General features: G+C 56.5%; 11 protein-coding genes. 4 read left to right on the top strand and 7 right to left on the bottom strand.

Features of this window, described 5'->3' with window-relative positions:
• Nucleotides 1–5: 5 nt before the first annotated feature.
• The 7 genes from tssF to tssA form a co-directional block, all read right to left on the bottom strand.
• Nucleotides 6–1,790, bottom strand: a complete 1,785-nt coding sequence (tssF, locus tag ACTJKV_RS17915; RefSeq protein WP_440599179.1) for a type VI secretion system baseplate subunit TssF — start codon at nucleotides 1,788–1,790, stop codon at nucleotides 6–8.
• A complete protein-coding gene (tssE, locus tag ACTJKV_RS17910; RefSeq protein ID WP_112956344.1) occupies nucleotides 1,783–2,292 on the bottom strand; it encodes a type VI secretion system baseplate subunit TssE in 510 nt (169 codons plus the stop codon). Before tssE ends, tssF begins: the two co-directional genes overlap by 8 nt.
• Nucleotides 2,285–3,112, bottom strand: a complete 828-nt coding sequence (locus tag ACTJKV_RS17905; RefSeq protein WP_440599178.1) for a type VI secretion system accessory protein TagJ — start codon at nucleotides 3,110–3,112, stop codon at nucleotides 2,285–2,287. Before ACTJKV_RS17905 ends, tssE begins: the two co-directional genes overlap by 8 nt.
• A complete protein-coding gene (gene tssC, locus ACTJKV_RS17900) occupies nucleotides 3,109–4,503 on the bottom strand; it encodes a type VI secretion system contractile sheath large subunit (RefSeq protein WP_440599177.1) in 1,395 nt (464 codons plus the stop codon). Before tssC (ACTJKV_RS17900) ends, ACTJKV_RS17905 begins: the two co-directional genes overlap by 4 nt.
• 55 nt (nucleotides 4,504–4,558) lie before the next feature.
• Nucleotides 4,559–6,040, bottom strand: coding sequence for a type VI secretion system contractile sheath large subunit (gene tssC / locus ACTJKV_RS17895; protein ID WP_062426855.1), 1,482 nt, complete (start codon nucleotides 6,038–6,040; stop codon nucleotides 4,559–4,561).
• Between the two features lie 91 nt (nucleotides 6,041–6,131).
• A complete protein-coding gene (tssB, locus tag ACTJKV_RS17890; RefSeq protein ID WP_440599176.1) occupies nucleotides 6,132–6,641 on the bottom strand; it encodes a type VI secretion system contractile sheath small subunit in 510 nt (169 codons plus the stop codon).
• A 62-nt stretch (nucleotides 6,642–6,703) separates the two neighbouring features.
• Nucleotides 6,704–7,765: a type VI secretion system protein TssA gene (gene tssA / locus ACTJKV_RS17885; RefSeq protein ID WP_440599175.1), complete on the bottom strand. Its 1,062-nt coding sequence runs from the start codon at nucleotides 7,763–7,765 to the stop codon at nucleotides 6,704–6,706.
• Nucleotides 7,766–7,995: 230 nt separating this feature from the next.
• Here tssA and tssH point away from each other — a divergent pair, with 230 nt between their 5' ends.
• From tssH to tssI, 4 genes are all read left to right on the top strand, one after another.
• Nucleotides 7,996–10,662: a type VI secretion system ATPase TssH gene (gene tssH / locus ACTJKV_RS17880; protein ID WP_440599174.1), complete on the top strand. Its 2,667-nt coding sequence runs from the start codon at nucleotides 7,996–7,998 to the stop codon at nucleotides 10,660–10,662.
• Between the two features lie 44 nt (nucleotides 10,663–10,706).
• Entirely contained in the window at nucleotides 10,707–11,183 is a 477-nt protein-coding gene (locus ACTJKV_RS17875) for an Hcp family type VI secretion system effector (RefSeq protein ID WP_062426859.1), read from the top strand.
• 128 nt (nucleotides 11,184–11,311) lie between these two features.
• Nucleotides 11,312–11,812 carry a hypothetical protein gene (locus ACTJKV_RS17870; protein WP_312807989.1) on the top strand — a complete coding sequence of 167 codons (501 nt, stop codon included), beginning with the start codon at nucleotides 11,312–11,314 and terminating at the stop codon, nucleotides 11,810–11,812.
• A gap of 156 nt (nucleotides 11,813–11,968) precedes the next feature.
• Entirely contained in the window at nucleotides 11,969–14,083 is a 2,115-nt protein-coding gene (tssI, locus tag ACTJKV_RS17865; protein ID WP_440599173.1) for a type VI secretion system tip protein TssI/VgrG, read from the top strand.
• Nucleotides 14,084–14,085 lie beyond the last annotated feature (2 nt).

Here is a 14,085-nt window from a genome sequence, read left to right as displayed (position 1 = left end):
CTCTCCTAAAGCAGCGGGCGATCTGCCGCGCGCGCAGGCCATCGGGCAATCGGCTCGGAATGGCCACGCATGGTCACGGTCAGGCGCGTAAAGCTGTTGATGGAGGTATAGAGGCCAAAGAAATGGTTAAGAACATTGGCAAAGACATAGGCTGCTGCCCTGTCGATCAGCGATGGATCGAACTCTACCGTGACATCCGTTCCGGGCACCATAGCAGAACCAAGTCGCGCGTGGGAATTTTGCGCCTCGACGTTGGAAATTGAATCGACCAGCTGACGGGTTTCGGGCGAATCCCGAAAGGCATAGAGCGACAGAATGTCTTTTAGCGGCGCGCCGCCATTGTCGAACAGAGAGAGGTGGTTGAGAAGCAGGTGCGAGATCAGACGCCATTCGCGAGTGGTCCGCTCGTTCATGCGGATGGCGGGTGTAGGCGGCATCAGCGCATGGATCGACTGAACTGCCTCGTTACCGGCAGAAAGTTGCAAGTAGGGGTGTCCGCCGCCGAAGGGCAACTGGCTCGGCAGTTCGCGGTTGATGCACAGCGTATCGACACTGGCGACAATATCGATCGGCCCCAGCGGTCCGCGCTTCTCGTCGACAAAGGCAATATCGGTGTCGGAAGAAGCATCATCCTCATCGAAGCGGCGGTAGGTTTGCCAGAAGACATTCGAGCCGTTGCTTTTCTGCGTACGGCCAAAGAACGGTGATGTCTTCTCGACCTGCCCGTCGCGGGTTGTGAGTTGAACATTCTCGACCGAGTAGATTTCGCGCGTGCGCTGACGGCGCGCGTCCGGCAAGAGGCGATACTCCGTCCTCGTCCCGTCTAGGCTCAAAGGCTCGCAGCTTTGCTGAAAGAGATTGATGACTGGCGACGCGTTCAGCACCAGATCCTTGGCTGAGACCATGCGTTCAAGCCTAGCATCTGCGGTCTTCAAATAGATGTAGAGCTCGCAGTCGCCACCGGACCAGCGGTCGAGCCCGTCAATGTCTATGAATAGGAACTTTTGCGGTAGCGCAAAGAATTCCGTGAGGAGACGGTAACCATCAAAGCTGTTTGGGGGATAGGGCAGCATGGCTTGGTCGCGCGCAAAGCCGGAGGGTTTTAGATTGTTCGCAGGAAGGAAAACCGCCTGCGGATCATCCGCGTGGCGTGCCAGCGCCAGTCCGACGCAATTATTGGCGAGCAATTCATAGAGCGCTGTCGCTTGTTGCCAAGCCGAGGAAATGAAGAGTTGTAGCTTCGCGAGCCCCATTTCCTGAAATGTAGAGGGCCTCGGAGAGGTGGTACGCAGTGAGATCCGCAAGCAGCTCGCTGCACCTGCCGACGCGGTTGAAAACGGCGCATCGATGGGTTGGCCGGAAAGCGTTGCTCCAGAGATGGCTAGAGGCGTGATTTCAACATCCTGCGTGGTGCGGAAGCGGCAGCTTTCACCATTAATGGGCTCTGCCAGAATCTCACTATGGCGCGCGAGCCTCTGAACCGTCGCAAGTGTAGCGCCTGGCTCAAACTGCACGACGCTCATGGACGGCAGCGGCGCCAAATAATGGGGGTAAAGCGTTTCGAGCAGACTGTCGGAAAGCTCAGGAAATTCATCATCCAGCTTTTGGCGCACGCGCGCGGCGGAATAGGCAAAGCTTTGGATCAAGCGCTCGACATGAGGATCGTCGGCGACATCTCCCGTCATGCGCAGCCGTCCGGCGATTTTGGGAAAGGCCGCCGCAAAGCGTGATGCTCGCTTTCTCAGCGCATAAAGCTCATCATTGTATTTATCGAGAAAACCATCAGCCATTGGTGGTCTCCACGAGGAAACGCTGTGTCGATGGATCGATTTTCGATTCAAAGCTGATTGGAGGCATCCCCTCATGCAGCCGAAACGTTGCCTGGATCCTCATGCGCAAGGCGCGCTCGCCCTCCATACGGTTCTTTAGGATCGTAACCCGTACATCGGAGAGGCGGGTCTCGAACATGGAAATGCGACGCTCGATGCTTTGCGCAAGCTTATCCTTGGACGCATCCGTCACAAGATTCGCCGACAAGACGCCGTCCATGCCATAGGAAACCAGCGCATCATTAAGTTCTTTAAGCGCGCCCGGTGGGCCCGAGGGACTTCGGCGGGTGTTGAGAAGTGCCTCAAGGTCGCGGCGTATCACTTCACGCATCTCCCTAACTTGATCCGAGAGGCTGACAAGCGGATCGGCCTCCATGTCGGGCGCATCGTCCAGCAGCCTGTCGAGCAAGGAGCGGGATAGGGTTCTCTGCTTCGGCCGATATTGCTCCAGCGGATCAACCACGCGCGGATTTCCTTTCACTTGCCTGGGGTGCCGCGGAAATTCTTGTGATCTCGTGGAATGGCACGAGGTCGTCGCCGATCAACAGGCATCTCTGACCCTCACCCGTGACAAGTGGGCTGCTTTCCTCGTCCCAGCGTGTCTCTCGGCCAAGCAGCAGAACAGCCGCCTTGTCCGTCCCGTGATAGATCGCGGGCAAAAGCACCGATGCCACGGCGCCATCCTTGAGCGTCAGCTCGCCATCGCGATAAGCGAGGTCGCGCGGACGCGTCATCGGCCCGATCGTGAGAGTTTCAATGCGGTCAAACCCGATCCACAGATACCTGCCACCATTGGTCAGAACTTCAAGTGCATGCGGAACACGATCGTCAAGGTCACGGATATCACTGGCCTTTTTGCCATTGACGACGATCGATACGTCGCCTCGTTTCTCATCCAGCTCGCTCAAGGCGTCAGCGGCTTCGATAATGTTGCTCTCACGTGCGGCGATATTCGCCTTGATCGCCAGTTGATCGAGTTCACTTGGTCCGCCAGGGAATTCCGGTACGGCGGCGTTTTCGAACCATGCGTCCCGCGCCGCCATGGCGCGCAACTGCTGGCGCAACAGCGAAAATCCGACACTGTCCTGCGGCGAGAAGGTCGCAGCCAGGTTACACTGCGCGTCGGCCTTTTCGTAATCGCGGACCAGAATTAAAAGATCGATGTAGAGGTGTCTGGCCTCCTTGTCGGACGGTGACGATTTGACCTGATTCCTCGCGAGTTCAAGGGCGGTCGCGACCTGGTTCTCGTCAAGAAGATCGGAAATGTCGGCGCGCAATGTCATGCGGAGATCCTCTTAGGCTCGGCCGGTGTCCACGATGGGGACGCAGACGGTACCGCCGTCTCGGCGATCAGATGGAAGCTGGTGGAAACATCATCCAGCTGGAAGTGCGGCTGGATACGCACGGTACAGGAGAAACTACCGGGTTTGCCGGGGATCTCGAAGACGCTGATGCCAGCCGAGCGAAGTGGGTAACGTGTTCTCAGCGCCACCTCAGCATCATCGTTCCCGAGCGTGTAGGATGACAGCCAGGTTTCGAGTTTGCGTTCGATCGCGGTTGCGTCGCTAAGTTGGCCGATATCGTCACGCATGATGACTTTTAGATAATGCGAGAAGCGGGAGGCACAGAGCACATATTGCAGCATGGCGGCAATGCGGGCGTTCTGTCGCGCGCTTTCGCTTGAGTAATGCCCTGGCGCATGCAGCGATTGGTTGGCATTGAAGATTGCCACGCTGGACAAATACGTGGTGGAGATCGGGACGAGTCCGAGATCGGAAAATTGCTGCTCCTGGCCCGTCGACAGTTGCACCTCGACCGGTGGCTGCGCGGAGAGCCCATTGCTTTCCAGCCCGAAGTCGAGCGGTGGCAGTTGGTAGGGGGAGAGCATTCCTCCATCGACCGTGTCCTGCGTGACACCACGTATGTCGGCAAACCAGCCGCTATCGATGAAGTTTCGCACGACGACCGTGCCGAAGGCGAAGGCTGGATTGCCCCACAGAAGTGTCGTGCCGTCCTCGGCGATATGTTCCTGGAACGGGAAGGGATCGCTGCGGCGTCGCGAAAAAGGCCGATAGGGCGATCGCAACAGAATGCGCGGGGCGACGAGGCCGATGAAGCGGGAGTCGTCACGGGCGCGCAGCGCGTTCCATCTCAGCCGGGATTTTTCCTGTCGAAGCCAGGAAAAATCATGGACCCTGCTCATCTCTGAGAAATCCTGCAATCCGACGGCTTCGGGAGAAGCGGCGGCGATGAAGGGGCAGAAGGCAGCGGCTGCGACCATGCCGATCTGCGAAAGTGCCGTCACGCAGTCGACACCGTCCCTGGTATCTGGCGAGAAGGCGTAATCTCCGATCAACAGGCCGATCGGCTCGCCACCCGGCATGCCGAATTCCCGGTTGTAGACGATCTCGAACAATTGGCTCTGGTCGAAGTCGGTTGCTTTTTCGAGATTGCGGGCAAGCTCCCTCCAGCTGGCATTCAACAGCTTGACCTTTACCTCATCGCTGCGCGATGCCTCACGCACGATCATGGCAAGCCCGCGCCATCTCGCTTCCATCGCTTGAAACTCGCGATGGTGCAAAATCGCATTGACCTGCTCGTTCAGCGCCTCGTCAATGAAGGCGATGAGCTGATCGACCAGACTGCGGGTGTCCGTGAAGGACCTTGGCGCCATGAGCAACGCTCCGAGGAATGCTTTGGACATATGGCAGGCATATGTCCAACATGGTTCAGTTCTTGGACGGAATGCGAGCGACCATGCGAAGCGAGGTCGTGAGTTCTTCCATCTGCAACCATGGGCGCATCCACGCCACCGCGTTATAGGCACCCGGTTTGCCCGGAACTTCCTGAACGGTCACCTTTGCCTCACGCAGCGGATATTTGGCACGGCTCTCCTCGCCCGCCTGCTCGTTGGCATTGACGTAATTGGAAATCCAGCGATTGAGCCAGACTTCGCAATCGGAAGCTTCCATGAAGGAGCCGATCTTGTCGCGACCCATGACCTTGAGATAATGGGCGAAACGAGAGGTCGCCATGATATAGGGCAGACGAGCCGACACGGCGGCATTGGCAGTTGCCTCCGGCCGGTCGTAGAGCTTCGGCTTATGGGCTGTCTGGGCGCCAAAGAACACGGCATAATCGGTGTTCTTGTAGTGGCAGAGCGGCAGGAAGCCGAGCTTGCCCAGTTCGGCATCGCGACGGTCGGTAATGCCGACTTCGGTCGGGCATTTGAGGTCCAGATCGCCGTCATCACTGGAGAACACATGCATGGGCAGATTTTCAACCTTGCCGCCATTTTCCGCACCGCGGATCGCCGTGCACCAGCCATGCTTGGCAAAAGCATCGGTCAGCTTGGTCCCCATGACGTAAGCGGCATTCATCCAGCAATATTCGTCGTGTTTCAGGTCGCCATTCGGCGCTCCTCTTGTTTCGTCGTAGTTGAACTCGTCAACCGGGTTGGTCTTTGGGCCATAGGGCATGCGCGCCAGCACGCGGGGCAAGGCGAGCGTCACGAAGCGGGAATCGTCGCTTTCACGGAAGCTGCGCCATTTTGCATATTCCACCGTGTCGAAAATCTTTTCGAGATCACGTGGACGCGCAAGATCGCGATAATCCTCGAAGCCGAACATTCGCGGGCTCGCGGCCGAGATGAAAGGCGCGAACGCCGCAGCCGCAATGGCGGAGACCCCTTGAAGCGTTTGGACATCATCAAAGGAGTTGTCAAACTCGTAGTCGCCGATGAGGGCGCCGATCGGCTCGCCGCCCGGCGTACCGAACTCGTCTTCATAGATCGATTTGAAGAGGCGCGACTGATCGAACTCCACTGCCTTCTCCAGGTCGCGGGAGATTTCCCGCTTACCGGCATTCATCACGCGGATCTTGAGATTTACGCTCGTCTCGGAATTCTTGACCAGGTAATTCAGCCCGCGCCAAGTCCCCTCCAGTTTGGCGAATTCCGGTGCCTGCATGATTGCCGCTAATTGCTCCGAAATTGTCTTGTCGAGTTCGGCAATCGCGTGATTTAGCGTGACCGTCAGATTGCGGTCGTATTTGACCGTTCCCTTCAAGGCTTGGTCGGTCAGTGTGCGCAGCAGATTTTGCGCGCGGTCCGGTTCGGTTTGCCTGGTGGCGGCAACGACTTTGGACAGAAGTCCGTGGTCTTCGGCGGTTGTGGCCTGTGTTTCGTTTTTCAGCAGGCTTTCGGCGCTCATATCTCAATCCTTCCACTTGCGGCCGGTGCCGCCGCTTGAACCGTTCAAATCCCCGGTCGTGGGGCTGTTCGAAAATTCTGATGGCGCGCGATTACTCAGCAGCACCGTTCTTTTCCTTCAGTTCCGAAACCAGCTTTGCCAGGTCTGTCTTGTTCTGCAGGATGTCTTCCAGCATGCGCTCAAGATCTTCGGAGCGATCGGCCTTTGACAGGAGATCGCGAAGTTCGTTTCTGGCATCCAGAAGCGCCTTTATTGCCGGCACCTGTTGAACAATGGAGCCGGGCTCGAAGTCTTCCATGCTTTCGAACTTCAGATTGACCTGAATGTCACTACCATCCTTCTCCAATGTGTTGGGGACCGAGATATTCAGGCCGGGCGTCATGCGACGCATCACCTCGTCGAAATTATCCCGATCGACCTGGACGAACTTGCGCTCGCCGAAAGGTTTGAGTGGCTGAGTGGGATTGCCCGAAAAATCGCCGAGGACGCCCACGACGAAGGGCAACTCCTTGACCACCATGGCGCCTTCCGTTTCCACCTCATATTTGATGTGGACGCGCGGCTTACGAACTCGCTCCAGCTTTTCATGAACACTTGCCATCTAGACCTCCTTCATGCGTATCCGCATGGTTGATTGAGAAGAGCACAGCATCTGTACCCGGTTCATTGGTTCCCATTGCTCTCACCGCCAGGCTTGATGCCTGCTGCGGTGAGAACAGCATTGCGGGCCTGAGCTTCGGGAAGAAGTTCGGCGAGCAGCTCTGAAAAATCCATGCGCCCCCTGCGAACCAATGTCTCGATTGCCAACGAAATTGGTGAATGCGGTTCAGTTCGACGGAAATAACGCGCAACCAGAAGAAGAGTTTCAAACGCCTCATCGCGAGACCCAATGCCCTCTGGGTTGAGAGAAGGCGAGGGGCGTGTTGCGATGGGGGCGGATGCATCGTCGTTGGTTGCCGCGGGCTCCGTCCCATCGATCTCGGTTTGATCTGCATCGCGGCCACCAAGAGCACGGATAGCGGCTGCCGCTTCGATCAGCACATTGCGGATATTAGAGCTTGGCGGCGCGTACTGACCACAACGCTCCGTCAAAAGCCGCATCAACCGGTCGAAGACCGAAAGGCAGCCATTCACCTCCGCAAGATGAGCCGTCATCGCGGTGCTCCCTGCTTCCGTGGCGGCCCGATAAAGCTCTTCTTTAAGCGTCGTTTCATTTGGTCGCTGAGCAAGCTGAAAGTCCCACAGGCTGTTTTCGCCAAACTTTTTTCCCGGAACGAGGGACGTGAGCCGCAACGGTTGGACGAGTGAGCCCTCGCTCCCGATACCGTTTAATCCGGCAAAGGGAGCAAACTTGTCTTCCTCGCTATCGTCGTCGATCGAATAAATATTTTCCCAATGGTTGTGAAAAATATGCTCGCATATCTCGTAAATCTGACGCAAACCAGCGAAGCCCTCGAGCCTCAGCTTTGCTTCCATCAGCCAGGCCAAGATCTCAACATCGAGGCTTTCCGAATATATAATCTGCAATCCAAGATTGTTTACGTTCTCCCAGTTACTGGAGACTTTCAAAACCTCTTGAGGCGATACAGTACGTTCTTCTGCGCGCGCTTGGTTTCTTTCGTCCTTTATCTTGTAATATAGTTCACGAGTTCTCGTATTGACGCGAATATTTTCTTCGCAATCTCCCGAAAACTCTAGAGTACCTATGTCCGATGTCGCGTCCAAATGCAGTTTTTCCTCTAGTAAATGTAATAGTTTTATGACGCCATCTTCCGTAACGTAAGGATATTCATCAATCAGACTTTAGACAGACTTCTTCAAAATGTGTCTAAATTGCGGCATCTACGTTTTAAGCTGCGAAATAAAAAAATCAACTTCTGGCTAGACAAGCCGGTTTCATCATCTTAATTGTACTACGCAACGTTGTGGATTGACCAAGGGCAGGAGGCACTTGCATGTCGCATATCGATCTCAATCGCCTCATCGGAGCGCTTGAGCCTGAGCTGCGCGTAGCCTTGGAAGCTGCTGCTTCGGTTGCAGTGAGGATGGGTCACCGTTACGTCGACGTTCCTCATTGGCTGAAATCGGTTGTAGAATCTGAGAAGTTTGTTGGTGTCCTCGACGAGTTGAGTATTCCGCGTCAGCGTCTTCTGGCGGAGATCGATCGTAGCCTTGAGGATGCCGTTATCGGCAATGGAGAGGATCTTTCGCTGTCGCAGAACGTGCTCGCAGCGGGTCGAGAAGCTTGGCTGCTAGCGTCGCTTGAGGCTGGCCGTAAGCACGTCGTGCTGGCCGATCTTCTTTTGGCACTCGACGAGGAGGAATCGCTTAGAACCCTCGTTCGGTCCACTCTGCCATCTTTGAAATGCATGGATCGCAACGCTCTTCAGAGACTGCGGAGCGTTGAGGATGACGCTCACACAGGCAAGGCAGAGCTGCTTGAGGACGGTAAGGCGCGCTCTGCCGAGCAGAACGAGTTCCTGCGGCTTTATACCAAAGACATGACCGCTGACGCACGGGGTGGCCGGATTGATCCGGTCATCGGGCGGGATGACGAGCTGCGCCAGATTGTGGATATCCTCACGCGGCGCAGGCAGAACAATCCCATCCTTGTTGGCGAGGCGGGCGTTGGAAAGACGGCTGTGGCGGAAGCCCTCGCACTTGAGATCGTTTCCGGCAATGTCCCCGAAAAGCTGAAGAACGTCAGGCTGCTGACGCTTGATCTTTCGCTCCTTCAGGCAGGAGCGGGCGTCAAAGGCGAATTTGAGCGTCGGCTCCACGGCGTGATCGACGCGGTCAAGAAATCGGTTGAGCCAATCATCCTATTCATCGACGAAGCGCATGGGCTTATTGGCGCCGGCGGTGCTGCAGGACAAGGCGATGCAGCCAATATTCTCAAGCCCGCGCTTGCGCGTGGAGAGGTGAGAACGATTGCCGCGACTACGTGGAGCGAATTCAAGAAGTATTTCGAGAAAGACGCCGCCTTGACCCGGCGTTTCCAACCCGTGCATGTTCGCGAGCCGGATGAAGCGACAGCAATCCGCATGTTGAGAGGTGTGGCGGACACTTTCGTCAAACATCATGACGTTATTGTTCGAGACGATGCGATCGTTGCGGCGGTGCAGCTCTCAGCGCGGTATCTGCCTGCGCGTCAGCTTCCCGACAAGGCGGTCAGCCTGCTGGATACGGCTGCAGCGGCGGTTTCTCTCGCCCGGCAAACCTTGCCGGAGAAGCTGCGCGCCCTGACAAGCGAGCAAAGCCTTCTCATGATTGAGCGGGATTGGCTGAAGCGTGAACCAGCCAGTCATGAATTGGCTGCGCGTATGGTAGCGATAGAGGAGACGATCGCTTCTGTCGGGCAGCAAATCGACGAATTGCAGGCGCGCTATGATCTTGAGATGCGGGAACTCCTTGCATCGGAAGAAACAGATGAGAAGCTGACCCAGTCGAACGTCGCGCCTCTAAGGCTTGCCTCTTCGAAGTCAGAGGCCGATAAACTTGTCCCCACCGTGGTCGACCGTGAGGTCATAGCATCGGTGGTATCGCGCTGGACAGGCATTCCGCTTGGCAAGCTGCTTGCAGACCAGATCGAAAGTGCGCGAACACTCGATGATCGGATGAAGCAGCGGGTCATTGGACAAGACGCGGCAATCAATCGAATTGCCGACGCCATGCGTGCTGCGCGCGCAGGATTATCCGATCCACGACGTCCCCCTGCGGTTTTCTTCCTGGTCGGCATGTCCGGTACCGGCAAGACGGAGACAGCTTTGTCACTGGCCGATTTCCTCTACGGCGGCAGCAACCACCTCACGACCATCAACATGTCTGAGTTCAAAGAGGAGCACAAAGTCTCGCTGCTCCTCGGCTCACCTCCCGGCTATGTGGGATATGGTGAGGGAGGTGTGCTGACAGAGGCCGTGAGACGTCGTCCTTTTGGCGTTCTTCTGCTCGACGAAATCGACAAGGCGCATGCGGGTGTTCAGGATATCTTCTACCAAGTCTTCGACAAAGGTGTTCTTCGAGACGGCGAAGGCCGCGATGTGGATTTCAAGAACACGACAATCGTTTTGACCGCCAATACCGGATCGGAATTGTTGTCGGCGCTTGCTGCGGATCCTGAGACGATGCCCGAAGGCGAGGCCCTGGAAGCGCTGCTGATGCCGGAACTGACGAAGCAGTTCAAGCCAGCCTTCCTTGGTCGCACGATCGTTCTGCCATTCATGCCCTTAGGAGCCGAACAGCTCTCAAGGATTGTCGACATTCAGATCGAAAAAATCCGCGATCGGGTCAGGGCGACCTACGGCGCGGAGTTGTCGCTCTCCGAAACGGCGCGGGCGGCATTGGTCAATAAGGCGGGCTCCAGCGACATCGGAGCACGCGCAATCGAAATCATGATGGGCAAGGACCTCCTGCCACCCCTTTCCAGCTTCTTCCTTGAGAGGGTTGTTGCCGGTGAAAAGGTAGGGATGGTCACTGTCGATTTTGACGGTAGGCGGTTCGGCGTTCATGCCGAAGCGGCTGGGGAAACGGGCGATTTCGCTTCGGCAGATGCTGCCGGGGTGGATGAAGTTGTCGCATCCAAAGGGGCAACCCGGCGTGTGCGGCGTCAGGTTGAAAGGTAACAGGGCCTCGGAGCAAGAGGTCGTTTCAAACAGGAGCTTACAGCATGCCAATTTATCTGCAGTTGGACGGTATTCAGGGTGATGCGACTCATCAGGAACATCGCAAGTGGATGGACATCGAAGCCATCCACTGGAATGTGACGCGAAACATGAACACCGCTGCGGGCTCTGCAGCAAATCGAGAAGCATCCGAGCCGACCATTTCGGAAGTCATTCTCACGAAGGTCAGCGACTCCTCCTCCACCAAGCTGTTTCAAGAAGCATGCGCTGGCCGCCAGGGTAAAACTGCTACCATTCATTTGGTAACGACGGGGGATCCCGGCAATACCTATATCCAGTATCTCCTTACCAATACGCTCATCGCCAGCTATTCGGTCGATTCCAGCGGTGATCGTCCCGTCGAGACGATCAAGCTGAATTTCACGAAGATCGAAGTGAAGTATACGCCTGCAGACGAAAACAACTCGCCGCAGTCTCCAATGATCGCTTCTTACGATCTGGCGACGACCAAGGCCGCCTGAGGAAACTGATCCGGTGCCCTTTCACAGGGCGCCGGATCACCCCCATTCGTGCTCTGCGGGCCAATAGCGCTGAAGCGCTGATGGAGCCGCGTATATCGGTTGTACCGTTCACAAGGGAGGCGTCGTGAATGCCCAATTTTTCCGTTTCTACAGATAATTTTATCGTCCGGCCGGTTCGGCAAGACGAGGTCCTTGCCCCTCAAAAAATGGGTAGGGGACCAGACCTCTCCTATATGAGCCTCCCGGACGGCCCTAGGCAATTCAATCAGCGAGCCGCAGTTGGCGGGGCTGCTGCTGCCGTCTTCAGCCAGGCTGCAGCTGCTCTGAACGAAGGTGCGATTTCCGTGTGGTTGCGGAAGTGGATACGGGCCAATGAAGCAAAGATTAGCCAGGCTCTCCTTCAGCATGGGCACAGCGCATTCGCCCTTCAAGTAAACTATGCTGTTGCAAACTCTTTTGGCAATCAGATGTTCTTGTCGAGGGATATATATCTTCTTGGCACCGCGCCCACGGCAAAGGAGATTGGGACCGTTCTCACCTCGGACGTGATGTTTGGGCCCAAAGCGGATGCCATTCCAAACAACGCGACGAAATTCAAATACGCTTATCTCGTAGGGGAACGTCGTTGACGGACGTTTGAGCAAATTGTGTGAGCTCGTTCGATGGCGAACAGGCAGTTCCAGGTATTGGAAGCAGGGTTGAGCCACTTTGCTTCACAACAGGTCATAGTGAAAGCCACAGTCCATGCGTGTCGCTTCTCATTTGATTGATCGCGGAGAGAGACCATGACCGACCAGCCCTCATCGTCTGATTTTATCCAGGCGAGCCGCGTTCTGAAGGTCAAGTCCCCGCTGGGTGAAGACCAGCTTCTCCCCGAACGCATGGTGATCGAGGAAGGCGTATCGCAACTCTTCGAGATCAACCTCAGCGTCCGCGCCAAGAAGGAAGCAGTCAAGCCCGAGGAACTGATCGGCCGTCTGGTCGATGTCTCTGTGGAGGTGCAACAGGGCGATGGCGAAGAAGGAAGTGGTGTGCGTCGCCCATTCAACGGTCTGGTGACGGAGCTGCATGAAGGCCCACCCATCACTCGCGGCCTTCGCTCCTACGCCATGACCATCCGCCCGCAAATGTGGCTGCTCTCGCGCCGCTCCGACTGCCGTATCTGGATGGACAAGACGGTGGTTGAAATTGCCGAGACGCTGTTTTCCGAACACGGCATTCCTGCACCCGACACATCCGGCATCATCACACCGCCGCCACCGCAGCATTACAGCGTTCAATGGAACGAAACGGACCTCGATTACCTCCTGCGCCGCTTCGAGGAGGACGGGCTGTTTTACTGGTTCAGCCATGAGGACGGCTCCCACAAGCTGCACGTGGCCGATAGCGCCAATGGTTGGCTTGGACCATCTCCTTCCGCTCAAGGTGAAGGCAGGGTGAGGCTGGCGCAGGGCTCTTCGGACCGCAACCACATCAATGACTGGGCGCGCCGCTTCTCCTACGTGCCGGGCCAGCGTGCCGGTGCCGACTGGAACTTCGAGACACCTTCGATGGTGCCGGGCACCATGACGCCATCATTGGTGCAGATGCCGGACGCGACAAAGCGCGAGCTTTACGAATATCCTTCCCGCATCAAGACGGTGGCAGAAGCCGAACGCGCTCAGAAGCTTCGAACCCAGGCCATCGAAGCCGACCATGACCGCGTCTTCGGCGCATCCACCTCCCGCATCCTCGAAGCCGGACGGCGCTTTACGCCTTACGAGGTAGCCCATCCCGAGCATGACTATGAAGAGCATGTGATCATCAAGGCGACCCACACCATCGTCGATCGCTCCTATGAGACAAACGGCAACGAGCCGGAATACCGCAACAGCTTCGAAGCCATCCCGTCGCGCGTGCCGCTGACCCCGCACCGGATCACCAAGCGCCCACGGATCGAGGGCACACAGGTTGCGATCGTTGCAGGCCCGGAGGGAGAGGAAATCCACCCGGACCAATATGGCCGCATCAAGCTATGGTTCCCATGGGACCGCAAGGCGAAGAAGGATGGGACAGATACCTGCTGGGTGCGGGTGGCACAGAATTGGGCGGGCGCCACCTGGGGCGGCCAGATCATCCCCCGCATCGGTATGGAGGTGATGGTTGCCTTCGTCGATGGCGATCCGGATCGACCACTGGTCACCGGTGTCGTCCCCAACCCAGCCAATGGCGTCCCTTACGAGCTTCCCGCTAACAAAACGCGCATGGTGCTGCGCTCTAATACCCATAAAGGCACCGGCTTTAACGAACTGTCCTTCGAGGACGAGGCAGGTAAGGAGCAGCTTTTTCTGCATGCGCAAAAGGATCATGATGTCCACGTGCTGAACGACACCCGCGAGCGGGTGGAACACGATCGCCATCAGCATGTGGCAAATGACAAGACGGGCTTCGTTGGTGGCGACTATGAGCAGGTGGTCGCCGGCAACGTGTCGATTGCGGTGGGACAAAACAAGCTGACCGAATATCTTCTTTCACGCACGATGAACATGTTCGGCAATTTCTCAGACTTCATGCAGAAGATGCGGATTCCCGATCCGTTCAACTTCGCCAAAGGCAACTATCAAATGTTTATTGAGAAGAACAAATCAGAGATCGTCCATGGTGGCAGCTCTGAAATCGTGGGCGTCGCGAAATCAATAATCGTCGCGAATCTTTTTCAGACCACCGTTGGGAAGAAGATGAGTTTGATTGTGCGTGGACGTTACGATGCCGATATCGGAAGGATTCACAATATTAATGTCGGCGAGCAGTTCAATATTCGTGTCGGTGAAGATGTGCTGATCACGATGTCGAAGGAAGGTGACGTGACGATTAAGGCCAAGCGTATTCGGTTCAAGGCCGACCGAATCGATGAGAACTAATC

The organism is Agrobacterium sp. 22117, assembly GCF_052045735.1.
Classification (GTDB): domain Bacteria; phylum Pseudomonadota; class Alphaproteobacteria; order Rhizobiales; family Rhizobiaceae; genus Agrobacterium; species Agrobacterium cavarae.
The sequence above is the reverse complement of the archived record's forward strand: the minus strand, read 5'-3'. Positions and strand labels throughout refer to the sequence as shown.